The sequence below is a fragment of the Delftia sp. HK171 genome (assembly GCF_001886655.1).
In the GTDB taxonomy this organism is placed as follows: Bacteria; Pseudomonadota; Gammaproteobacteria; order Burkholderiales; family Burkholderiaceae_C; genus Comamonas; species Comamonas acidovorans.
The window spans coordinates 6,123,542-6,144,546 of sequence record NZ_CP018101.1; the positions used below are offsets into that span (position 1 = coordinate 6,123,542).

Consider the following 21,005-nt stretch of genomic DNA (forward strand, 5'->3'; position numbering starts at 1 on the left):
GCCAGCGGCGGATTATCGCCCAGCCCAGAAGCCCGGCACCCGGGCCAGCGCCCGCAGCGCGCGGCGGCTGCTGCGCGCGCTGGTGGCCAGGCGGGCCTGCAGGTAGCCGGCGGCAAACCAGGCGCGCGGATCCGTGCCGGCCTCGTCACGAAAATGCGCGGCCGCCACGGCCATGTCGTTGTGCAGGCCCAGCGCGTCCTGGGCGGGCACCAGCGCCTCGGCAAAGCGCCGGCCCTTTTTGCCGGGCCACATTCCGGGCGCGAATTCCCGGGCAAAGTCCGCCAGGTAGCGCAGGCGCTTGAGCCGCTTGCGCACGCGGTGCTGCTGCGCCAGCGGCAGGCGGTCGAAGTGCAGGCCATCGCGCAGCACCTGGCGGTGCAGGCGCGCCAGCCGCCGTGCCAGGTACTTGCGCGTGCCTGCGGCGGACAAATCGGCAAAACGGGCCGATGGCTCTCCCTGCGGTGCCTGCGCCAGCGCCTGGATCTCGGCCAGCGCGTGCAGGAATGGCGGCTCGCGCACGGCAGCGGCTGCATCCGCCTGCACGGCCGCCGGCGCCTGCCAGTCGCACAGGGGCGCATGGGCGGCCTGCAGCAGCGGGCGCACCACATCGGCCAGCGTATCGGCATCGCGCAGCGTGCCCAGCTGCGCAAAGGCCTGGGCCAGGGGTTCATCCCATTCGGCGCGCATGCCGGGCGCCAGCCCTGCGCACTCACGCAGCACGGTGCGCAGGCGCCGCAGGGCCACGCGCAGCTGGTGGATGGTCTCGGCATCGCTGCCACCGCCCTCCAAGACCGCCAGATGCGACTGCACCTGGGCCAGGGCAGCAGCCAGCGCCGCACGCACAAAGCCGGCCGCATCGGGCCGGTCAGGGTGCTGCTTCGCAGGGGTGGACATGGTCAGGCAAGGAGATGTGGACGTTGCCGACGATTGTGGGTGCAGCCCCGCGCCAGGGTCAATCCATGGTCAATCGGCGCCCTCCCCGCTCAGGCTGTGCAGCGCGGGCCGGGCAATGCGCACATAGTCGGCCGAGTCCAGCACGATGGAGCGGTCCAGCCGGCCCGCGTTGAAGGCGATCTCGCCAAAGCGCTCGACCAGGGCCGGGTCCACCACCAGGCGCACCTGCGGGTTGAAGGAGAACGGCGGCACCGATCCCATCACGCAGCCCGTGGCGGCCTGGGCCTCCTCGGGCGAGGCCAGCGTGGCCTTGCGCACGCCCACGGCCTGGGCCAGGCGCTTGAAGTCCAGCTTGCGGTCGCCGGGCAGCACGGCCAGGAACAGCTGGGGATCGCCCGCACCGGCCGCATCGCGGCTCTTGCAGAGCATGGCCTTGGCGCCCTGGCCGGGGGCGGTGCCCCGGATTTCGGCGACGAGGTCAGAGCGGCCTTCGGCCGGATGTTCCAGCACGCGAAAACGCGCGCCCTGGGATTGCAGCAGGTCTACGAGGGTGTCGAACATGGTGGAAAGCGCAGAGAAGTCGTCTGGATTTTGACATTTTGTCCAATTCAAAACAAAATGTCCAATATGACCCAACGAACCCCTGAACAGCGCCAGCTTCTGGACCAGTTGGCCCAGATCGCCGAAGGCCTGGGCCAGACCTTTGCCCCGTTCTGCGAGGTGGTGGTGCATGACCTGCTCGACCCGTCCCATGCGGTGCTGGCCATCCACAACAACCTGTCGGGCCGCGAGGTGGGCCAGGGCGCGACGGAGCTGGGCCTGGCCCGCATCCTGGACCCCGGCTACGAGCAGGTCATCGCCAACTACCCCAACCAGTTCGCCGATGGCCGCCAGGCCAAGAGCACGTCCATCGGCATCCGCGACTCCGAGGGCCGCTACATCGCCGCCCTGTGCATGAATGTGGACCTGACGATGTTCCAGGGCTTCCAGGGCATGCTCAACCGCTTTGCTGCCGTCAGCGGCGACACCCCCGCGCGCGAAATGCTGGACCCCACGGGCGCCGGCGCAGGCGCCGACACGGTGCGTGCCCGCATCGACCAGTTCGCGGCCCGCCTGGCGACCACGCCGCGCGCCCTCAAGCCCGAGGAGCGCCGTGCCCTGGTCCGCGAACTCAAGGGCGCCGGCCTGCTCGATGTGCGCCGCTCCATGGAGACCATTGCCGCCCACCTGGGCGTGTCGCGCGCCACGGTCTACAGCTACGCCAAATAGCTCCCGGCACCCCGCCGGTCTGCAACCCCTTCTCTCCCGTACCGATGACAAGCCTTCCCACCTATGACGACGTGGCCGCAGCGGCCCAACGCATCCAGGGCCATGCCCACCGCACGCCCGTGCTCACCTCGCGCACGCTGGACGATGCGCTGGGCGCCCGTGTCTTCCTGAAGTGCGAGAACCTGCAGCGCATGGGCGCCTTCAAGTTCCGCGGTGCTTTCAACGCCCTGTCTCGCTTCAGCGCCGCGCAGCGCAAGGCCGGCGTAGTGGCCTTTTCCTCGGGCAACCACGCCCAGGCCATCGCCCTGGCAGCGCGGCTGCTGGAGATTCCCGCCACCATCGTCATGCCGCATGACGCGCCCGCCGCCAAGGTGGCGGCCACCAAGGCCTATGGCGGCCAGGTGGTGGTCTACGACCGCTATACCGAAGACCGCGAGCAGATCGGCCGCGACCTGGCCGAGCGCCACGGCCTGACCCTGATCCCGCCCTACGACCACGCCGACGTGCTGGCCGGCCAGGGCACGGCCGCCAAGGAACTGTTCGAGGAAACCGGCCCGCTGGACGCCCTCTTCGTGCCGCTGGGCGGCGGCGGCCTGCTGTCAGGCACCGCGCTGTCAACGCGCGCGCTCAGCCCCGAGTGCGCGCTCTACGGCGTGGAACCAGAGGCCGGCAACGACGGCCAGCAGTCGCTGCGCGCGGGCCGCATCGTCCACATCGAAACGCCCAAGACCATTGCCGACGGCGCCCAGACCCAGCACCTGGGCGGCATCACCTTCCCCATCATCCAGCGCGACGTGACCGACATCCTCACCGCCAGCGATGCCGAGCTGGTCGACGCCATGGGCTTCCTGGCCACGCGCATGAAGCTCGTGGTCGAGCCCACCGGCTGCCTGGGCCTGGCCGCCGCGCGCCAGAAAGGCGAAGAGCTGCACGGACGGCGCGTGGGCATCATCCTCAGCGGCGGCAATGTGGACATGCAGCGCTTTTGCAGCCTGCTTGGCGCCTGATCCTGGTCCTGATCGAAGGCCGCCCTCACCCGCGCGGGCTGAAGGTGCGCGGAAACACCACGGGCGCGCTGCGGTCGGCCAGGCGGTAGCCCATGGCGGGGCGGCGTGACGTGCCTTCCACCTGGCCAGCCTCCACCAGAAAGCCGGCCGCCATCATGCGCGTGCGAAAACCGCTCTTGTCCACGGGGCGGCCCAGCACCACTTCGTAGGCCTGCTGCAGCTGCGGCAGCGTAAAGGGCTCGGGCAGCAGAAAGGCCGGCAGCGAGGTGTATTCCACCTTGCCCCGCAGCCGCTCCACCGCTGCGCGCAGGATCTCGCCGTGGTCGAAGGCCAGCGCAGGCGCGCGCAGCAGTTCATCGACGGCAAACCACGACACATCGGCCGCATTCGCGCCCTTGGCCAGGATCAGGTCGTGTCCCGGGATCAGCGCGAAATACACATGCGTGGCCGACCAGCCACGCGGGTCGCGCGCCGCGCCGCCCCAGCTTCCCAGCTGCTCCAGGTAGGGGCTGTCCACACCCGTCTTGTCCAGCAGCTTGCGCCGCGCGCAGGCCAGCAGGTCCGCGTCCTGGCGCACATCCACAAAGCCGCCGGGCAGCGCCCACAGCCCCGGGAAGGGCTCGCTGCCCGCCGTGGGGCGCTGCACCAGCAGCACCTGCAGGGCATCGTCTGCCACCGTGAAGATGACCACGTCCACCGTGGTGAACGGGCGCGGGAAGTCCAGCGCGCCCTGCGGGGATGGGGAATTTTTTTCAGCCATGGGATGGATTGTGCTTGACGTGCCGGATTTTAAGTTGCACTATGCAACCCATATAAGTTGCACAGAGCAACTTAAAGGAGAAGCACCATGTTCGGCATCCGTTTCATCAAGTCCCAACCCACGGTCCACCTCATGCAGTTCCGCGCCGGCAAGGTGGTGCGCGAGGGCGCGGGCCAGTCCTTCTTCTACTACGCGCCCACCACCACCCTGGTCGCGGTGCCCGTGGGCAGCCAGGACTGCCACTTCATGCTGGAGCTGGTGACGGCCGACTTCCAGAGCGTCACCGTGCAGGGCCAGGTCACCTACCGCATCAGCACACCGCGCCAGACCGCCACGCTGATGGACTTCTCCCTGGCGCGCGATGGCCAGAAATACCTGTCCGAAGACCCGCAGCGCCTGGGCGACCGCGTGACCATGCAGGCCGAGGTCATCATCCAGCAGGCCGTGCAGGCGCTGGAGCTCAAGCAGGCGCTGCGCTCCTCGGCGCTCATTGCGCGCACGGCCCAGCAGGAGCTGGCCGCCCAGCCCGAGATCGAGGCGCTGGGGCTGGAAATCCTGGGCGTCTCGGTCATGGCCGTCAAACCCACGCCCGACATCGCCCGCGCCCTGGAGGCGGAGGCGCGCGAATCCAACCTCAAGGCCGCGGACGACGCCGTTTATGCCCGCCGCATGGCTGCCGTGGAAAACGAGCGCGCCATCCGCCAGAACGAGCTCGATACCGACGTGGCCGTGGAAAAGAAAAAGCGCCAGATCCGCGAGGCCCAGCTGGAAGCCAAGGCTGCCCAGATGCGCAAGGAAAACGAGCTGCGCGCCGAACAGATGTCCGCCGACGTGGCGCTGGAGACCAGCCGCCGCGACTTCGTCGAAGGCCAGGCCGCCAACAGCCGCACCCTGGCCGAGGCCGAGGCCTACCGCGTGGGCGCCGTCATGCAGGCCCTGGAAAAGGCCGACCCGCGCATCGTGCAATCGCTGGCCGCCGTGGGCATGCAGCCGGGCCAGCTCATCGCCCAGGCCTTTGGCGGCATTGCCGAGAAGGCCGAGCGCATCGGCCAGCTCAACGTCTCGCCCGAGCTGCTGCAGTCGCTCATGGGCGCCGGTGCAGGCCCTGCAGCCGCCGTGGCCGATCCCGAACCCGCAAGGAGCCGCCGTGAACGCCAATGAACGCAAGACCGTGCTGGTGGTGCGGCGCACGCGGCTCGATGAGCTGGTGGCCAGGTACCACACGCTGTCCCAGGCGCGCTTCTACATCGAGCACCTGGGTGCCGACTTCGGCGACTACCTGCGCGAAAGCGCCGCCTACGCCGCCGCCCTGCAGGCCGTGGTGCAGGCGCTGGAGGCACGCGGCCGCTACCAGATCGTGGACCGCGCCCTGGTGCCCAACTTCGTCTTCGGCGCCGACGACATCGTGGTGGCACTGGGCCAGGACGGCATGGTGGCCAACACCATGAAATACCTGGACGGCCAGCCGCTCATCGGCGTCAACCCCGAGCCCGCGCGCTGGGACGGCCTGCTGCTGCCCTTCGCCCCCGCCGACCTGGCCGCCCTGCTGGGCGACGTGGCCGCCAACCGCCGCCCCACGCGCGCCGTCACCCTGGCCGAAGCGCGCCTGAGCGACGGCCAGGTGCTGCGCGCCGCCAACGACCTGTTCATCGGCCCGCGCAGCCATACCTCGGCCCTGTACGACATCACGCTGGGCGAGCGGCGCGAATCCCAGTCGTCCTCCGGCCTCATCGTCGCCACGGGGCTGGGCTCGTCCGCCTGGATCAAGAGCATCGTCACGGGATCGATGGGCATTGCCCGCGCCGTGCGCGGCGCATCCACCGACTTCGACTACCAGCCCTTCGCCTGGGATGCGCCACGCCTGGACTTCGCCGTGCGCGAGCCCTTTCCCAGCCGCTCCTCCACGGCCGAGCTGGTCTACGGCCAGGTCACGGCCGGCCAGCCGCTGACCCTGCGCTCGCGCATGCCCGACCATGGCGTCATCTTCTCGGACGGCATGGAGGCCGACTACCTGCAGTTCACGGCGGGCATGCAGGCCACCATCGGCCTGTCGGATCGGCAGGGCTGCCTGGTGGTGTGAAGCCCGCAGCACGGACAATCATCAACACAACAAGAAAATCCATGGAAATGGACCGTATGAACAACAAGAACACACTGACATCGACCAGCAAATTCATGAGCCTGGTCCTGCGCCACAACCCCGGCCGCGCCGGGCTCGCACTGGACGCCCAGGGCTGGGTCTCCATAGACGCATTGCTGCGCGGCGCCCAGGCGGCCGGCCGCAACATCTCACCCGCACTGCTGATGGAGGTGGTGCAAAGCTGCCCCAAGCAGCGCTTTGCCATCAGCGCCGACGGCCTGCGCATCCGCGCCAGCCAGGGGCATTCCGTGCAGATCGACCTGGGCCTGCAGGCCAGCGTGCCGCCGCAGCGCCTCTACCATGGCACGGCCACGCGCTTTCTGGACTCCATCCTGCGCACCGGCCTGGACCGGCGCAACCGCCACCACGTGCACCTGACCGACAACCTGGCCACGGCCCGCTCCGTGGGCCAGCGCTATGGCCGGGTGGTGCTGCTGGAGATCGATGCGGCGCGCATGCATGCCGATGCCTGCCTGTTCTACCGCTCGGACAACGGCGTCTGGCTCACGGACAGCGTGGCACCGCACTACCTGCGCGTGCTGGCCGAAGAGGAACACGATGAAACCCATCATTGCCCTTGACGCCGATGGCGTGCTGCTGGACTACAACAGCGCCTATGCCGGAGCCTGGGAACGCGCGTTCGGCCAGCGCCCCGCCGAGGCCGACCCCCATGCCTACTGGGCCATGGACCGCTGGGCCGTGCAGGCGCTGGACGGCGAGCGCCTGCAACAGTTCAGGGCCTGCATGGACGACGACTTCTGGCGCAGCATTCCCGCGCTGGGCAATGCCTTGCAGGCCTGCCACGACCTGCAGGGCGCCGGCTACGAACTGGTCTGCGTGACGGCCCTGGCGGCGCGCTTCGAGCAGGCACGCCTGGGCAACCTGCGCGACCTCGGCTTTCCCATCGACCGCGTGATCGCCACGGGCCGGACCACCGGCCTGCGCAGCCCCAAGGCAGACGCCCTGCAGCGGCTCGGCCCGGTCGCCTTCGTGGACGACTATCTGCCCTACCTCCGGGACATTGGCCCGGGCATTCACGCGGCCCTGGTGTGCCGCGGCCCGAACGGCACGCCCAACACCGGGCCGGACCTGGTCCACGCCCACTCGCAGCACGCAGACCTGATGGCCTTCAGCCAGTGGTGGCTGCAGCAAGCTCCATCGCATTCCTGAAACGGCACACACGGCAACGAGACAGCCCATGACTACGACAGACCACATCGCCTCCCTGCAAGACCTCCAGAACGCCATGGCCCAGGGTCTCACCCCGCGCTTCCTGCCGTTCTGGGGCCACCAGCCTGCGGCCGATGGCTCCATCGGCAAGACCTGCATGAGCCAGTGGTTCGAGGCGGGCTTCGAGGTCGATGGCCAGCACTACCCCACGGCCGAGCATTTCATGATGGCGGGCAAGGCACGGCTGTTTGGCGACGAGGCGGCGCACGCGGCCATCGTGCGCTGCCGCACGCCGGGCGAGGCCAAGAAGCTGGGGCGTGGCATCCAGGGCTTCGATGAAGCGGCCTGGGTGGCCGCGCGCATGGGCATCGTGGTGCGCGCCAACCAGGCCAAGTTCTCCCAGAACCCGGCCCTGGCCGGCTATCTGCTGAACACGGGCGACCGGGTTCTGGTGGAGGCCAGCCCCGCGGACACCATCTGGGGCATCGGCCTGGCCGCCGACGATGTGCGCGCCACCGACCCCGCGCGCTGGCAAGGCCTGAACCTTCTGGGCTTTGCCCTCATGCAGGTGCGCGCGCGGCTGCGCAGCACCGCTCCTGACCGACCATGAGCGGGAGCACAGGCATGGCCATGGACACGCTGGACCGATACCGTGGCGCCCTGCTGGGCCTGGCCTGTGGCGACGCCGTGGGAACGACGCTGGAATTCCAGCCGCGCGGCAGCTTTGCGCTGCTGACCGACATGGTCGGCGGCGGCCCGTTCTCGCTGCCCGCAGGCAAGTGGACCGACGACACCTCCATGGCCCTGTGTCTGGCCGAAAGCCTGCTCCAGCGCGGCGGCTGCGACCTGCGGGACCAGATGACGCGCTATGCCAACTGGTACGAATGGGGCTACTGGAGTTCCACCGGCAACTGCTTCGATATCGGCATGGCCACCAGGGCGGCCATCCAGCGCTTCCTGGCCACCGGCGATCCGCTGGCCGGGTCGCCCGACCCGGACCAGGCCGGCAACGGCTCCCTGATGCGGCTGGCGCCCGTGCCCATGTTCTTCGGCCCCGACGAGGACCTGGTGCAGCGCATGGCTGAACTCAGCTCACGCACCACCCACGCGGCACCTGAATGCCTGCAGGCCTGCCGCCTGTTCGCCGTGGCGCTGTGCCGGGCACTGCAGGGACTGCCCCGGTCGCAGGTTCTGGACCTGGGCGGCGTTCTGCAAGACTGCGCCAGCCCACGCCTGCGGGAGATTGCCCGTGGCGACTATCGCGACAAGCCAGCCGCACAGATACGCGGCAGCGGCTACGTGGTGGACAGCCTGGAGGCGGCCCTGTGGTGCTTTGCGAGGCATGACAGCTTTGAAGGCGCGGTACTGCAGGCCGCCAACCTGGGCGATGACGCCGACACCACGGCAGCCATCACGGGCCAGTTGGCCGGAGCCCTCCACGGCGCCAGCGGCATTGCGGACCGCTGGCTGGAACGCCTGCACCTGGCCCCTGAGATCACAGCCCTGGCCGATGCGCTCTGGCAAGCCGCCAGAGGTGCCAGGGACGCTTCTCCGACCGTACCTCTCAGTACCTGAGCGGCCTGGCGCGCTCACGACAGCCGCCGGGGCCGCGAGCGGACTGAACCAGGCTTGTCTGCGCGACCTCCCGCGCACACGGGCTCCGTGACACGCAGGCCTTGCTCTTTACGAATGGCGTGCATGGTCGGCTTTTGGTGAGCCACGCTCCATTTTCAGAGCAGTCTGATTGCATCACCTCATATCTTCGGCGTAGAGTGCGAAATACTAAAGAGGCCACCCATCGAATGATTCGATGCTTTCATTTCCAGCCCCTCATTATTCACTCAAAAGTTCAATAAAACTATTGCGTGATATTTTCGAGAATCATACTTCAGCAATGGAGCGAATCAGTATCATGCATTTTTCTTTCATTCCCTCATTTTTCTCGCAAGTACGCCGCCTTGCATTGATCGCCCTTCCATTTCTCATCGCCTTTTCAGCGGCAACGATGAACACCAATGCCTTTGCCGGGGGCGTATTCTCCCCCACCAGCTCCAGCATTTCACTGCCCGAGGAAATAACAGTACCCGGAAATTACTCCAACGGATCTACGCTATGGAAGTCTACGGCAACCGTATTTAATCTTCGAGCAGTGCTGAACACGGCATTCGAGTACGATGTTTCCAACGCCGTTGTAGCCGCCAATGTTCAATCCGGAAACAAGACGCCCGGATACAATAATGTCTACAGCACCAATATTCCCGGCATTGGAATCCGCTGGTGGGCAACATGGCGCGGCCCCAGCGCTCCCAGTGGCAGAACCATGCCCATTACCACCGAATCAGAAAATCATTCGGGCGCGCTGGGTTATTTCTGGAATGTCAGTTCACATCCCCAGGATGTCTGGATCGAGCTGGTGAAAACCGGCAACGTTTCCGCTGGCACGCTAACGGGCTCCGGGATGAACGTCGAGATGCGATTCCAGTGCCCCAGCTGCACCGCAGGAAACGTCAACCTGTCCGGCCGCACCAGGGTGGTGGTCGGTCCCTCCTGCTCGGTGGCCGCCTCGACCATCTCCGTACCCATGGGCGCTGTGCCCATCCTGCGATTCACGGGGCTCCAATCCACCTCCATCCCCCAGCACTTCGACATCACGCTGGAATGCAAGGGCGGCGCGCCCGAAAGCGTTCTGCGTCCCCACATCACGCTCACCGATGCCAATGACACCAGCAATCAGAGCACCGTCCTGACCTTGAGCCAGACCGCGCCAGACGGCAAGCCGGTTGCCACGGGAATAGGCATACAGATACTGAAGGATGGCACCGCTCTCGGATACGGCCCCGACTCCAACGTGCCTGGCAACACCAACCAATGGAGTGCGGGAACCATCGTCCAGGGCGTTGCCCAGTTCAAGATCCCGCTGACTGCCAAATACGTGCAGACCGCTGCGGCAGTCACGACGGGGCAGGCCAACGGCAGGGCCACCTTCACGCTGAACTACCAGTGACAAAGAGGCATGCCGGTCAGCCCGCAAGGGCTTTCAGGCCGCTTGCATCAGGCACTCTCGCGAGCCATGTCACTTTGGTTTCGTGCGTACCGGGATTGCACAAAAGATCCCTCCGGTCAGGACGGAGTACCTTGCGCGCCGGCACTGAGACCGCCTCCATCTGCTCTGACAGAGCGACAAAGTTGGTGCTTCCTTCCGTGAACTTACCCCCTCCAGGCTGCGTTATCAAAGCACTAAACCCAAAGCGGCCCAGCTTGTGGCTTGAGCAAACGTCTTCATATTCCGGCAGAAAGGGATGACAAGCCATGGTCTCTTGATGACCGTTTCGCAGTGCTTCGGCGTGAAGATGAAGCGGGTGACCTCCGCGCCATTTTCTCCGCGATAAACAAAGCTGGATTGAAACCATTATTTCCGGCAAATCCAGGTTATTCACAAAACTGCTCCGGAGAATGTCTTTGCGGTATTTTGACCAGGCAACTACCCGCCACTGCAGCTTGCGCTCTCGTCTACCACCCGATCTGACTCGCTCCTTGAGAAGTTGAAGATCACTGGTGCCACGACAAGGTGAAATGGATCGTCGCCTGCCGCAAGAACACGCTCAGGCAGCTGGCCAAAAGGAGCCGCCAGTTTCACGATGTCTGCCATATGTCTGTCTAATGATTGCTTGCCGGAAGAAGCCACCACTTCAGTCCCAACCAGGTTCCCTAGTTTGTCCACGAAGATGGCCATCGCACCTTTGCCATAGATGCTGACTCCTCCTTCCTTGGGGAAGAACCTGAAGCCACAGAATTCTATTGCTCGCACCATCTTCCGATAGTACTCATTCATCTCACGGGTCATCAATGCGTTGGGAGGAAGATAGAGATTACCGTTCGCATGAGTCCTTATTTCCAGCTCTGCAAGTGCGACAACAAGGGCTTGTCGCTTACCCCTCTCGTCAGCCTTCATCGTCTCTGCATTCGTTTTGGGTGAAAGCTGGAACAGACCTTGTGCCAAAGCAGGCGAGCGTTCAGTCAAGGTCAAGGCAAGTAGCGCTGCAAGAACGGCAAAGCGGCGATGAAAGTTAATGTCTGATTGCATGTCAAATCTACCAGGAAAACTCTTAAGCGGACCTGCGGCACCCAGGAATCCAACACAGTTCAAAGTGTGGCGGCTTCTGCTGAGGTATTCAGCATATATCTGACGCCACCGTAGAAATTTTTCAGCCATAAATGCGTACACACCAGACCCGGGCGTTAGCAACTCAAGCAGCGCGAGCGGATTGTTCAACGATCTATCACTTGTAAAGGCTTGAGGACTTCAGTTTTGCAATCGTCCCTGTACGAAATGACCCATGCATGAACTCAGATACGGCATAAACCTGCCATCCAGTTTATCATTCGAACTTACTGTTCAAACCATATTCAGCTGACATGCGTCCAATTTTATCTTTTCTGATTACCACGATGTTGGCCGGGTGTGCCGCATCTTCCGATGTTGTCGAGCAACAAGCAATTGCCTTGACTTCGGCAGCGCCGGCTTATCCCATGTCTGCCAGACGGCACGGTATCGAAGGCGTCGCTCACGTAAGCTATTGCGTGCGAGCTGACGGCAAGGTTGAAAACATCGCTATCGAAAAGAGTTCAGGGAGCGCGGAGCTTGATGCTTCTGCCATTGATGCGGTAAAGAGATCAAAATTCCAATCGGCCAAAACAGCCTCTGGAAAGAGTATTGATAGTTGTGTAACGGCCCCTTATCGTTTTACTCTTGAGAGAAAGGTGCCTCAAACCTATTCCCAAAAAATACGAAAAGCAATTCAACCACACATTGCACCAACTGAGCCAATTGAAGGCAATCCATCTGTAGAAATCAAGATTACCACCCAACCTGACGGAAAAATAATAAATATCGAGGTAGTCAAAAGCAGCGGCAACCCGGTTTGGGATATGGCAGCGCAAAATGCTGTAAGCAAGGCTGGCTCCATTCCGCTTGACGCGGAAAATAGGGTCCCACCCGTCATATACATCAACTTCAGGCCCATGCCGTGAATATCACGGCTCGACGAGCTTGCCGCAATAAGATCGATTCCATTGCTCGCGAGCGTGTTGAGCGGCCGCTTCGGGTCGATCCAATCCACGCCAGTCGCCAGCTTGTCGGCCGCTCGCCATGCAAGAAGTCAACCCCAGGGCCTCATTCGTCTGCGACAGGTCTCAGGGCTTCTTGTCCAGCTGCATTTCCCAGGACTTGAGCTGCTTGGCGCGGGCGCGGGCGAAGTCGCTCCAGCAGTTGGCGCGCGCATCGTCCTTGGCAAAGCTGGCCGAATTGAATTCAGAGAGGAACTCGCAGGCACTGCGCGCGTACTGCACCCAGTTTCTCTGCGCCACTTCCAGCTCTTCCGACGCCTGGGGCATGCGGGCCTTGAGCTTGAGCGACAGCGAGACGTAGGCGGCCTTGACCATGGCCACGTTCTGCTCGTGCAGGCAGGCGCGCACCTCGGACATGTTGGTGGAGCTTTCCTCGCAATTGCCCGAGCTGGTGGGATTGGCGGCCCAGGCCACGGGGCTGGCACACAGCAGGGCGGCGCAGGCGAGAGGGGCGAGTAGGGACGCTAGGGCTTGGTGCATGGAAGAGGGCTCGCTGGGAGGTGCCGGTGGGTGCAGCACCCCGGCCGTCGCGATTACACCATCGACCCGCCCTGCCTCGGGCCCACATTCCCCTGGTGATCACCCTGATGCAGCGACGCAAAGCGCATAAACATGCTCCCAAAGCTTTGTTGCCGTGGGTCAAGGGCGGCCAGAAGATGCGGGCGTACGCATCTTTCGTTCGTCCCGACCGCCCCGCTCCCGCCATGCACACAAGCCCCACCCTGCGCCGCCAGCCCCGCGCCACCCTTCCCGCATCCCTGACCTTCATCGCCGCCGCGCTGGCCCTGGCCTGCACCCAGGCCCGGGCCGATGCCACGCTGGACAAGATCAAGCAGCGCGGCAAGGTCACCATTGGCGTGCTGGTCAATGGCGGGCCCTTCGGCTCCATCGACCCGTCCACCCAGCAGCTGGTGGGCTGGAACCCCGAGCTGGCACGCGCCCTGGCCAAGGGCCTGGGCGTGGAGGCCGAGCTGGTCCAGGTGCAGACCGCCACGCGCGTGCAGTTCCTGCAGGCCGGCAAGGTGGATCTGCTGATCGCCTCCATGGAGCTGAACCCCGACCGTGCCGAGACCCTGGGCTACGCGCCCACGCCCTTCTACCGCGTGGGCGGCATTGCCGCCGTGCGCAAGGGCAGCGGCATCGCCAGGTGGGAAGACCTGCGCGGCAAGCCCGTGTGCGTGTCCCAGGGCAGCAGCTTTGCCAAGCCGCTGGCCAGCGAATACGGCGCCCAGGTGCATGGCTACAAGAGCTCGTCGGACTCGCTGCTGGCGCTCAAGGGCGGCAACTGCGTGGCCGCCGTGCATGACAGCACGCTGATCTACCCGCTGCTGCGCAGCAACCCCGAATGGGCGCAGTACTCGGCCCCCATCGCCAGCGAGGTGCTGCCCGCGCCTTCCGTGGTCTGGACCCGCAAGGGCGAGGCCGACACCATCGCCGCCGTGGACAAGGTGGTGCAGGACTGGCACCGCACGGGCTGGCTGATCGCCGCCGAAAAGCGCGTGGGCATAGAGCCGGCCAACCCGCTGCTGCCCGAGCTGCAGGCCAAGTTCAAGTCCGCCAGCTGACCGCCGGCCGCCACGGCGGTCCACCCCTTCTTTTTTTCCGACCACCCAGGCCCAGGCCCCGCAAGACGGGGCCGGGCCTTCCGTTCCCTGATGGATTCACGCATGCCCCGCCTTCTTCCCCCCCTTGCCGCCGCCCTGGCCCTGCTGCTGGGCGCCGGTGCCGCCCACGCCGATGCCACGCTGGACAAGATCAAGCAACGCGGCAAGCTGTCCGTGGGCATTGATGGCGCCAGCCCGCCGTTCGGCGTGCTGGACCCCGCCACAGGCAAGACCGGCGGCTACCAGACCGAGCTGGCCGCCGACATCGCGCGCCGCCTGGGCGTGCCGCTGGAGACGGTTCCCGTGACCGCCTCCACGCGCGTGCAGTTCCTGCAAAGCGGCAAGGTGGACCTGTTGATCGCCAACATCCAGTGGACGCAGGAGCGCAGCGAGATCCTCTCGTTCGCGCCCACGCCCTATGACCTGATCGGCGGCGGCGCCCTGGTGGCCAAGGCCAGCGGCATCAAGCGCTGGGAAGACCTGCGCGGCAAGGTGGCCTGCGTGTCGCAGGGCAGCAACTTCGCCAAGCCCCTGGCCGAGAGCTATGGCGCCGTGGTCAAGGGCCTGCGCGGCATTCCCGAGTCGCTGCTGGCGCTCAAGGGCGGCACCTGCGCGGCTTCGGTCCATATCCAGCCCGCGCTCTATGAAAAGCTCACCGGCCCGAATGCGGCCGAGTGGAAGGACTTCGAGCTGGGCACGCAGGACCAGTTGATTCCCTCGCCCACCGTGGTGTGGACGCGCCGCGGCGAGGCTGACACCCAGGCCTTCGTGGACAAGGCCATCCAGGACTGGCACCGCACGGGCTTTCTGCTCAAGGTGGCCCGCGCCAGCGGCGTGCCCGACACCTGGATCGCCGAGCGCCACGAGCGCGCGCTGAAGGGCCAGTTCGACCGCGCGCCCTACGACTTCGCGGTGTATGCGGCAGCGCAGGCCGATGCGCAGGCAACCCAGGCCGCCGCCAAGGGAGCCAGGCCATGAAGCCGAGTCGCACCGCACTGGCGACCCTGCTCGCCCTCACGGCCCTGGCAGCCCATGCCGACGCCACGCTGGACCGCATCAAGCAGCGCGGCAAGATCGTGGTGGGGGTGATGCTTTCGGGGCCGCCGTTCGGCACCATCGACCCCGTCACGCAAAGGCACGTGGGCTACAACGTGCAGCTGTCCGAAGGCGTGGCCAAGGGCCTGGGCGTGGGGGTGGAGACCGTGCAGGTCCAGCCGTCCAACCGCGTGCAGTTCCTGCAGCAGGGCAAGGTGGACATCCTGATCGCCAACATGCAGTGGACGCAGGAGCGCAGCGAGATCCTGTCCTTCGTGCCCACGCCGTTCGAGGAAGTCGGCGGCGCCGCCATCGCCAAGAAGGGCAGCGGCGTGCGCCAGTGGGACGACCTGCGCGGCAAGCCCGTGTGCGTGTCGCAGGGCAGCAATTTCACCAAGCCGCTGGCCGATCAATACGGCGCCCAGATCAAGGCCTTCCGGGGCCAGCCCGAGTCGCTGCTGGCCCTCAAGGGCGGCAACTGCGCGGCCGCCGTGCATGTCAGCCCCACGCTGCGCGAACTCGTGGCCAGCAATGCGGACTGGAAGGACTACGAGATCGTCTCGCCCGCCGACATCATTCCCTCGCCCTCGGTGATCTGGCTGCGCAAGGGCGAGTCCGACACGCAGGCGGCCATCGACCGCATCGTGCAGGACTGGCACCGCACGGGCTGGCTGATCGAGGTGGAGCAGCGCAACGGCATGACGCCCACGCCGCTGCTGCACCAGCTGCACGACAAGTTCAGGAAGGCGCCCGCATGAGCACCCACACCCACACCAGCACCAACACCAGCGGCCACATCACCGGCCCCGCCGACCTGGTCACCGCGCTGCGCCACGCCCTGGGCGATGCCCATGTGCTCACGGGTGCCGATGCGGCCGGCTACCTGACCGACCAGCATGGCCGCCTCACGGGCCAGGCCCTGGCCGTGGCACGGCCTGCCGACACGGCCCAGGTGGCGCAGCTGGTGCGCCTGTGCCGCGCCCACCGCACGCCCATCGTGGCCCAGGGCGGCAACACCGGGCTGATGGGCGGCGCCACGCCCGACGCCTCGGGCCACGCCGTGCTGCTGTCGCTGGCGCGCCTGAACCGCGTGCGCGCCATCGACACCGACAACGACACCCTGACCGTGGAAGCCGGCGCCGTGCTGGCCCATGTGCAGCAGGCAGCGCGCGATGCGGACCGGCTGTTTCCCCTCAGCCTGGGCTCCGAGGGCAGTTGCACCATTGGCGGCAACCTGTCCACCAACGCGGGCGGCACCCAGGTGCTGCGCTACGGCAACGCGCGCGAGCTGGTGCTGGGCCTGGAAGTGGTGACGGCCGAGGGCGACATCTGGGACGGCCTGCGCGGGCTGCGCAAGGACAACACCGGCTATGCGCTGCGCGACCTGTACGTGGGCAGCGAAGGCACGCTGGGCATCATCACGGCGGCCACGCTGCGCCTGCATCCGCTGCCCCGCGCCCAGCACACGGCCCTGCTGGCCTTTGGCTGCATACGCGATGCGGTGGCCTTCCTCAGCCAGGCGCGGGCGGGCTTCGGCGCCAGCCTGACGGCGTTCGAGCTGATGTCGGACACGGCCCTGGGCCTGATAGCCCGCCATGTGCCCGAGCAGCCAATACCGCTGGCGCTCAACGCGCCCTGGTTTGCGCTGATCGAGCTGTCCGACAGCGAGGGCGAGGACCATGCGCGCCAGCGCTTCGAGTGCGTGGTGGGCCAGGCCTTCGAGGACGGCCTGGTCACCGATGCCGCCATTGCCGAGAGCCTGCAGCAAAGCCAGGCCCTGTGGCGGCTGCGCGACCAGGCCCTGGGCGAGGCCCAGCGGCGCGACGGCCGCAACATCAAGCACGACGTGTCGGTGCCCATCTCGCGCATCCCCGACTTTCTTGCGGCCACGGCCGCGCTGCTGCAGGCGCGCTTTGGCGCCGTGCGGCCCGTGGCCTTCGGGCACCTGGGCGACGGCAACCTGCACTACAACGTGTCGCACGCGCCGGACAGCACGCCCGCGCAGCTGTTTGCCCAGGAAGACGCCATCCACGAGGTGGTGCACGACAGCGTGCACGCCCATGGCGGCTCCATCAGCGCCGAGCACGGCGTGGGCCAGACCAAGCGCGACCTGCTGCCCCGCTACAAGAGCGCCGTGGAGCTGCAGCTCATGCGGCGTCTCAAGCAGGCCTTCGACCCGCTGGGCCTGCTCAATCCCGGCAAGGTGCTGCAAGCCCTGCCGGACGATTTGCCGCATGACTTGCCGCACGACTTGCCGCAGGTTTCTCCAACGCCAGCCGCCGCATTCCAGGAAGGCCCCACGCCATGACCACGCCCTTTCCCCTTTCGCAGCGCGTGCAGCGCGTCAGGCTCTCGCCCAATGCCGCGGCCAGCGCGCGGGCCACGGCCCTGGCCCGCCAGGGCCGCGACATCATTGCGCTGACCACGGGCGAGCCCGATTTCGACACGCCCGAGCCCATCAAGCAGGCCGCCATCGCGGCCCTGGCCCGTGGCGAAACCAAGTACACGCCCACGCCCGGCACGGCCGCGCTGCGCCAGGCCATCAGCGCCAAGTACCGGCGCGAGAACGGGCTGGACTTCGACGCCGGGCAAATCATCGTCAGCAACGGCGGCAAGCAGGTGATCTACAACGCGCTGGCGGCCACGCTGGACGCGGGTGACGAGGTCATCGTGCCCGCGCCGTACTGGCCTTCGTTTCCCGACATCGTGCGCGTGAACGACGGCACGCCGGTCATCGTGGACTGCGGCATTGAGCAGGGCTTCAAGCTCACGCCGGCCGCGCTGCAGGCCGCCATCACGCCGCGCACGCGCTGGCTGGTGCTGAACACGCCGGGCAACCCCTCGGGCGCCGTCTACAGCCGCGAGGAACTGGCCGCCCTGGCCCAGGTGCTGCGCCAGCACCCGCAGGTTCTGGTGCTGCTGGACGAGCTGTACGAGCACATCTGGTTCACGCCCCAGGCCCCCGCGCACTGGCTGGCCGTGGCCCCAGACCTGCGCGAGCGCACGCTGCTGGTCAACGGCGTCTCCAAGACCTATGCCATGACCGGCTGGCGCATCGGCTGGGGCGCAGGCCCGGCCGCGCTGGTGCAGGCCATGGTGGTGATCCAGTCGCAGGCCTCGTCAGGCCCCAATTCCGTGGCCCAGGCCGCAGCCGCGGCGGCGCTGCAGTCGCCCGACCAGAGCTTTGTGCAGCAGGCCCGCAACGCCTATGCGCGGCGCGCGCAACGGGTCACCCAGGCGCTGGACCAGGTGCCGGGCCTGGCCCTGCTGCCGCCGGGCGGATCGTTCTTTGCCTTTGTGCACTGCGGCGCGCTGATAGGCCACCTGCGCCCGGACGGCCAGCCCATCGCCAGCGACACCGACCTGACCGAATGGCTGCTGGAGTCCGAAGGCGTGGCTGCCGTGGATGGCGGGGCCTACGGCCTGTCGCCGTACTTCCGCATCTCCACCGCCGCCAGCGACGAGGTGCTGGCCGAGGCCACGGCCCGCATCGCACGCGCCGTGGCCGCGCTGAAAGACCCCGCTGCGCAAGCGCATGCACAGCCGGCCGCCCTGGAGGCCGTGCCATGAACGACAGCCTGCTTGCCCAGGGCGTGCAAGCGCTCAAGGGCCTGGGCCTGAACTACGCCTTCGTGCTGGACGTGGCCGAGCGCCAGGCCTTTGTTCGCGGCATGTTCGTGACCGTGCAGCTGGCCCTGCTGACCATTGCCGGCAGCCTGGCGGCCGGCGTGGCGCTGGCGGCGGCCCTGACCTCGGGCCGTGCCTGGCTGGCACGGCCTGCGCGCGCCTTTGTGGAGGTCACGCGCAACACGCCCACGCTGGTGCAGCTGTACTGCGCCTTCCTGGTGCTCAACATGCTGATCACCCAGCAGCTGCGCGACTGGGGCGCGGGCAACAACCCGCTCACGCCCTTTGTCTGGGTGGTGATCGTGGTCTCGCTGCACAAGGGCGTGTTCCATGCCGAGGCGCTGCGCGCCGGCATCGAGGCCGTGCCCGCCACCACGCTGGAGGCGGCACGCTCGCTGGGCTTTTCGCAGCGCCAGCTGCTGGTGCGCGTGCAGCTGCCGCTGGCCGTGCGCTTTGCCCTGCCCTCGCTGACCAACAACCTGGTGGACCTGGTGAAGATGACGGCCGTGGCCTCGGCCATTGCCGTGGGCGACGTGACCTACGAGTCCATCATGATCTGGTCGCAGCGCGACAACGTGCTGGAGCTGCTGCTGCTCATCCTGCTGTGGTTCGGCCTGCTGACCTGGCTGGTCAGCCTGGCGGGCCGCTGGCTGGAACAACACCTGAGGATGCCCGGCTATGGCCAATGAAGCCACCCTGAACACCGGCGCCGCGCCCCGTCCGCTGCCCGCCGCCCTGCTGCGCGCGGCGCGCAGCCCCTGGCTGATCGCGGGCGCCGCACTGCTGGCCCTGTGCGCCTGCTGGGCCGCCACGGACAGCGCCCCGCCCGCCTTCGTGCACCTGTGGAAATGGCTGCCCGCGCTGCTGCGCGGCCTCCTGGTCAACATCGAGATCAGCGTGCTGGCCGTGGCCATCGGCACCGTGGCCGGCCTGGTGCTGGGCGCCCTGTCGCTGTCGCCCACGCCGGCCGTGCGCACGGGCGTGCGCTGGTATGTGCAGCTGTTTCGCAATGCGCCCATCCTGGTGCTCATCTACTTCACCACCTATGTGTTCCCGTTCGAGCTGAAGCTGGTGGGCTGGACCTTTCCGTTCCCCGACTGGGTCAAGGTGGTGCTGGGCCTGGCCCTGCCTACCAGCGCCAACGTGGCCGAGATCTTCCGGGGCGCCATCCAGTCCATTCCCAGCGCGCAGTGGGAGGCGGCCCAGTCGCTGGCCTTTCGCCGCAGCGAGATCTTCCGCCTCATCGTGCTGCCGCAGTGCGTGCGCCGCATGCTGCCGCCGTGGATGAACCTCTACGCCAGCATCACCATGAGCACCTCGCTGGCCTCGCTGGTGGGCGTGCACGACGTGGTGGACACCGCCCAGATCGCCAGCAACACCGTGGCACGCACGGACTTCACCATCCTTGTGTACTTCACGCTGCTCGCGCTTTTCTTTGCCTATTGCTATCCCATTGCGCGCGCCACGCGCAGCCTGGAGCGACGCCATGAACGCCACTGACTCCTTTCTCTCCCAACTTGCCACGGCCGATGCCCCCGCGGGCACGGCGCCCGCCCTGGTCCACCTGCAGGATGTGCACCTGTCCTTTGGCGACAACCAGGTGCTCCAAGGCATCGACGTGCAGGTGCGGCGCGGCGAGGCGGTGACCATCATCGGGCCCTCGGGCTCGGGCAAGTCCACCATCCTGCGCTGCATCACCGGCCTGCTGCGGCCCCAGCGCGGCGCCATCTCGGTGGCGGGCACGCGCGTGGACCAGCTGCGCACCGAGGCCGAGCTGATCGCCCTGCGCAAGCGCGTGGGCTTCGTCTTCCAGCAGTACAACCTGTTCCCCCATCTGTCGGTGCTGGAGAACCTGGTCATCGCCCCCACGCGCGTGGTCGGCCGCGACCGCGCCACGGCCGAGCGCGAGGCCCGCGCCCTGCTGCAGAAGGTGCGCCTGGACCACAAGGAATCCGCCTACCCCGGTGAGCTGTCCGGCGGCCAGCAGCAGCGCGTGGCCATTGCGCGCGCCCTGGCCATGCGGCCCGAGCTGATCCTGTTCGACGAAGTGACCTCGGCCCTGGACCCCGAGACCGTGGGCGAGGTGCTGACCGTGATCCGCGACCTGGTCAGGGACGGCATGACCTGCGTGCTGGTCACGCACGAAATGCGCTTTGCCGAAGAGGTCAGCGACCAGGTGTATTTCACCGAGGCCGGCCGCATCGTCGAGCACGGCCCGGCCGCCCAGATCTTCGGCAGCCCGCGCAGCGAGCGCACGCGCGAATTCCTGCAGCGCGCCCTGGGCGATGGTGCACGGTCCAGGCCTGCGCCAGCCGCCCCGGCCACAACGCCGCTGCCCTTCAACAGCCTGCGCTTTGCCCTTTGATCCCCCA

General features: G+C 66.9%; 23 protein-coding genes. 18 read left to right on the forward strand and 5 right to left on the reverse strand.

Annotated features, from left to right (window positions below; translation table 11 throughout):
• Positions 1-12: 12 nt before the first annotated feature.
• Together BO996_RS27340 and BO996_RS27345 are read right to left on the reverse strand one after the other, a co-directional pair.
• Positions 13-894, reverse strand: a complete 882-nt coding sequence (locus BO996_RS27340) for a CHAD domain-containing protein (protein WP_071956863.1) — start codon at positions 892-894, stop codon at positions 13-15.
• A gap of 69 nt (positions 895-963) precedes the next feature.
• Positions 964-1,455, reverse strand: a complete 492-nt coding sequence (locus tag BO996_RS27345) for a YbaK/prolyl-tRNA synthetase associated domain-containing protein (protein WP_012207551.1) — start codon at positions 1,453-1,455, stop codon at positions 964-966.
• Between the two features lie 66 nt (positions 1,456-1,521).
• Between BO996_RS27345 and BO996_RS27350 the strand changes: the two genes are divergently transcribed.
• Both BO996_RS27350 and BO996_RS27355 read left to right on the forward strand, forming a co-directional pair.
• Positions 1,522-2,163 carry a helix-turn-helix transcriptional regulator gene (locus BO996_RS27350; protein WP_013800599.1) on the forward strand — a complete coding sequence of 214 codons (642 nt, stop codon included), beginning with the start codon at positions 1,522-1,524 and terminating at the stop codon, positions 2,161-2,163.
• 44 nt (positions 2,164-2,207) lie between these two features.
• Entirely contained in the window at positions 2,208-3,170 is a 963-nt protein-coding gene (locus BO996_RS27355; RefSeq protein ID WP_071956864.1) for a threo-3-hydroxy-L-aspartate ammonia-lyase, read from the forward strand.
• Positions 3,171-3,195: 25 nt separating this feature from the next.
• Here the strand turns inward: BO996_RS27355 and BO996_RS27360 are convergent, their stop codons facing one another.
• Positions 3,196-3,930 (reverse strand): NUDIX hydrolase, encoded by a 735-nt coding sequence (locus BO996_RS27360; protein ID WP_016448794.1) that lies wholly within the window; start codon positions 3,928-3,930, stop codon positions 3,196-3,198.
• An 87-nt stretch (positions 3,931-4,017) separates the two neighbouring features.
• Here BO996_RS27360 and BO996_RS27365 point away from each other — a divergent pair, with 87 nt between their 5' ends.
• The 7 genes from BO996_RS27365 to BO996_RS27395 all read left to right on the forward strand — a co-directional run bounded on the left by BO996_RS27365 (position 4,018) and on the right by BO996_RS27395 (position 10,244).
• Positions 4,018-5,091, forward strand: coding sequence for an SPFH domain-containing protein (locus BO996_RS27365; RefSeq protein WP_071956865.1), 1,074 nt, complete (start codon positions 4,018-4,020; stop codon positions 5,089-5,091).
• Positions 5,078-6,010, forward strand: coding sequence for a sugar kinase (locus BO996_RS27370; protein WP_071956866.1), 933 nt, complete (start codon positions 5,078-5,080; stop codon positions 6,008-6,010). Before BO996_RS27365 ends, BO996_RS27370 begins: the two co-directional genes overlap by 14 nt.
• 56 nt (positions 6,011-6,066) lie before the next feature.
• A complete protein-coding gene (locus tag BO996_RS27375) occupies positions 6,067-6,651 on the forward strand; it encodes an RNA 2'-phosphotransferase (protein ID WP_047327826.1) in 585 nt (194 codons plus the stop codon).
• A complete protein-coding gene (locus BO996_RS27380; RefSeq protein WP_071956867.1) occupies positions 6,629-7,240 on the forward strand; it encodes an HAD family hydrolase in 612 nt (203 codons plus the stop codon). The genes BO996_RS27375 and BO996_RS27380 overlap by 23 nt, the downstream gene beginning before the upstream one ends.
• A gap of 28 nt (positions 7,241-7,268) precedes the next feature.
• A complete protein-coding gene (locus tag BO996_RS27385; protein WP_071956868.1) occupies positions 7,269-7,850 on the forward strand; it encodes an NADAR family protein in 582 nt (193 codons plus the stop codon).
• A complete protein-coding gene (locus tag BO996_RS27390) occupies positions 7,847-8,815 on the forward strand; it encodes an ADP-ribosylglycohydrolase family protein (RefSeq protein ID WP_232240425.1) in 969 nt (322 codons plus the stop codon). Before BO996_RS27385 ends, BO996_RS27390 begins: the two co-directional genes overlap by 4 nt.
• Before the next feature lie 235 nt (positions 8,816-9,050).
• A complete protein-coding gene (locus tag BO996_RS27395) occupies positions 9,051-10,244 on the forward strand; it encodes a fimbrial protein (RefSeq protein WP_232240426.1) in 1,194 nt (397 codons plus the stop codon).
• 477 nt (positions 10,245-10,721) lie between these two features.
• Here BO996_RS27395 and BO996_RS29350 read toward each other — a convergent pair whose 3' ends face one another.
• Positions 10,722-11,324, reverse strand: a complete 603-nt coding sequence (locus BO996_RS29350; RefSeq protein ID WP_156898009.1) for an energy transducer TonB — start codon at positions 11,322-11,324, stop codon at positions 10,722-10,724.
• 332 nt (positions 11,325-11,656) lie between these two features.
• Between BO996_RS29350 and BO996_RS27405 the strand changes: the two genes are divergently transcribed.
• A complete protein-coding gene (locus BO996_RS27405) occupies positions 11,657-12,271 on the forward strand; it encodes a TonB family protein (protein WP_083571203.1) in 615 nt (204 codons plus the stop codon).
• Between the two features lie 162 nt (positions 12,272-12,433).
• Here BO996_RS27405 and BO996_RS27410 read toward each other — a convergent pair whose 3' ends face one another.
• Entirely contained in the window at positions 12,434-12,847 is a 414-nt protein-coding gene (locus BO996_RS27410) for a lysozyme inhibitor LprI family protein (RefSeq protein ID WP_012207561.1), read from the reverse strand.
• Between the two features lie 224 nt (positions 12,848-13,071).
• Between BO996_RS27410 and BO996_RS27415 the strand changes: the two genes are divergently transcribed.
• From BO996_RS27415 to BO996_RS27450, 8 genes are all read left to right on the forward strand, one after another.
• A complete protein-coding gene (locus BO996_RS27415; RefSeq protein ID WP_071956871.1) occupies positions 13,072-13,932 on the forward strand; it encodes a transporter substrate-binding domain-containing protein in 861 nt (286 codons plus the stop codon).
• Between the two features lie 102 nt (positions 13,933-14,034).
• Positions 14,035-14,949 (forward strand): transporter substrate-binding domain-containing protein, encoded by a 915-nt coding sequence (locus tag BO996_RS27420; RefSeq protein ID WP_065347966.1) that lies wholly within the window; start codon positions 14,035-14,037, stop codon positions 14,947-14,949.
• A complete protein-coding gene (locus BO996_RS27425) occupies positions 14,946-15,764 on the forward strand; it encodes a transporter substrate-binding domain-containing protein (RefSeq protein ID WP_071956872.1) in 819 nt (272 codons plus the stop codon). The genes BO996_RS27420 and BO996_RS27425 overlap by 4 nt, the downstream gene beginning before the upstream one ends.
• Entirely contained in the window at positions 15,761-17,314 is a 1,554-nt protein-coding gene (locus tag BO996_RS27430; RefSeq protein ID WP_071956873.1) for an FAD-binding oxidoreductase, read from the forward strand. Before BO996_RS27425 ends, BO996_RS27430 begins: the two co-directional genes overlap by 4 nt.
• Complete coding sequence (locus BO996_RS27435) at positions 17,311-18,576, forward strand: aminotransferase class I/II-fold pyridoxal phosphate-dependent enzyme (RefSeq protein ID WP_071956874.1); 1,266 nt, start codon at positions 17,311-17,313, stop codon at positions 18,574-18,576. Before BO996_RS27430 ends, BO996_RS27435 begins: the two co-directional genes overlap by 4 nt.
• Positions 18,573-19,322, forward strand: coding sequence for an amino acid ABC transporter permease (locus tag BO996_RS27440; RefSeq protein WP_013800583.1), 750 nt, complete (start codon positions 18,573-18,575; stop codon positions 19,320-19,322). The genes BO996_RS27435 and BO996_RS27440 overlap by 4 nt, the downstream gene beginning before the upstream one ends.
• Entirely contained in the window at positions 19,312-20,133 is an 822-nt protein-coding gene (locus BO996_RS27445) for an amino acid ABC transporter permease (RefSeq protein ID WP_071956875.1), read from the forward strand. Before BO996_RS27440 ends, BO996_RS27445 begins: the two co-directional genes overlap by 11 nt.
• Positions 20,120-20,998 (forward strand): amino acid ABC transporter ATP-binding protein, encoded by an 879-nt coding sequence (locus BO996_RS27450; protein WP_043823875.1) that lies wholly within the window; start codon positions 20,120-20,122, stop codon positions 20,996-20,998. The genes BO996_RS27445 and BO996_RS27450 overlap by 14 nt, the downstream gene beginning before the upstream one ends.
• Positions 20,999-21,005: the final 7 nt, after the last annotated feature.

Excerpts from the sequence above, each read along its gene's own strand:
- BO996_RS27340 (WP_071956863.1), bottom strand. The coding sequence starts at position 894 with ATGTCCACCCCTGCGAAGCAGCACCCTGACCGGCCCGATGCGGCCGGC.
- BO996_RS27345 (WP_012207551.1), bottom strand. The coding sequence starts at position 1,455 with ATGTTCGACACCCTCGTAGACCTGCTGCAATCCCAGGGCGCGCGTTTT.
- BO996_RS27350 (WP_013800599.1), top strand. The coding sequence starts at position 1,522 with ATGACCCAACGAACCCCTGAACAGCGCCAGCTTCTGGACCAGTTGGCC.
- BO996_RS27355 (WP_071956864.1), top strand. The coding sequence starts at position 2,208 with ATGACAAGCCTTCCCACCTATGACGACGTGGCCGCAGCGGCCCAACGC.
- BO996_RS27360 (WP_016448794.1), bottom strand. The coding sequence starts at position 3,930 with ATGGCTGAAAAAAATTCCCCATCCCCGCAGGGCGCGCTGGACTTCCCG.
- BO996_RS27365 (WP_071956865.1), top strand. The coding sequence starts at position 4,018 with ATGTTCGGCATCCGTTTCATCAAGTCCCAACCCACGGTCCACCTCATG.
- BO996_RS27375 (WP_047327826.1), top strand. The coding sequence starts at position 6,067 with ATGAACAACAAGAACACACTGACATCGACCAGCAAATTCATGAGCCTG.
- BO996_RS27380 (WP_071956867.1), top strand. The coding sequence starts at position 6,629 with ATGAAACCCATCATTGCCCTTGACGCCGATGGCGTGCTGCTGGACTAC.
- BO996_RS27385 (WP_071956868.1), top strand. The coding sequence starts at position 7,269 with ATGACTACGACAGACCACATCGCCTCCCTGCAAGACCTCCAGAACGCC.
- BO996_RS27390 (WP_232240425.1), top strand. The coding sequence starts at position 7,847 with ATGAGCGGGAGCACAGGCATGGCCATGGACACGCTGGACCGATACCGT.
- BO996_RS27395 (WP_232240426.1), top strand. The coding sequence starts at position 9,051 with ATGCTTTCATTTCCAGCCCCTCATTATTCACTCAAAAGTTCAATAAAA.
- BO996_RS29350 (WP_156898009.1), bottom strand. The coding sequence starts at position 11,324 with ATGCAATCAGACATTAACTTTCATCGCCGCTTTGCCGTTCTTGCAGCG.
- BO996_RS27405 (WP_083571203.1), top strand. The coding sequence starts at position 11,657 with ATGCGTCCAATTTTATCTTTTCTGATTACCACGATGTTGGCCGGGTGT.
- BO996_RS27410 (WP_012207561.1), bottom strand. The coding sequence starts at position 12,847 with ATGCACCAAGCCCTAGCGTCCCTACTCGCCCCTCTCGCCTGCGCCGCC.
- BO996_RS27415 (WP_071956871.1), top strand. The coding sequence starts at position 13,072 with ATGCACACAAGCCCCACCCTGCGCCGCCAGCCCCGCGCCACCCTTCCC.
- BO996_RS27420 (WP_065347966.1), top strand. The coding sequence starts at position 14,035 with ATGCCCCGCCTTCTTCCCCCCCTTGCCGCCGCCCTGGCCCTGCTGCTG.
- BO996_RS27425 (WP_071956872.1), top strand. The coding sequence starts at position 14,946 with ATGAAGCCGAGTCGCACCGCACTGGCGACCCTGCTCGCCCTCACGGCC.
- BO996_RS27430 (WP_071956873.1), top strand. The coding sequence starts at position 15,761 with ATGAGCACCCACACCCACACCAGCACCAACACCAGCGGCCACATCACC.
- BO996_RS27435 (WP_071956874.1), top strand. The coding sequence starts at position 17,311 with ATGACCACGCCCTTTCCCCTTTCGCAGCGCGTGCAGCGCGTCAGGCTC.
- BO996_RS27440 (WP_013800583.1), top strand. The coding sequence starts at position 18,573 with ATGAACGACAGCCTGCTTGCCCAGGGCGTGCAAGCGCTCAAGGGCCTG.
- BO996_RS27445 (WP_071956875.1), top strand. The coding sequence starts at position 19,312 with ATGGCCAATGAAGCCACCCTGAACACCGGCGCCGCGCCCCGTCCGCTG.
- BO996_RS27450 (WP_043823875.1), top strand. The coding sequence starts at position 20,120 with ATGAACGCCACTGACTCCTTTCTCTCCCAACTTGCCACGGCCGATGCC.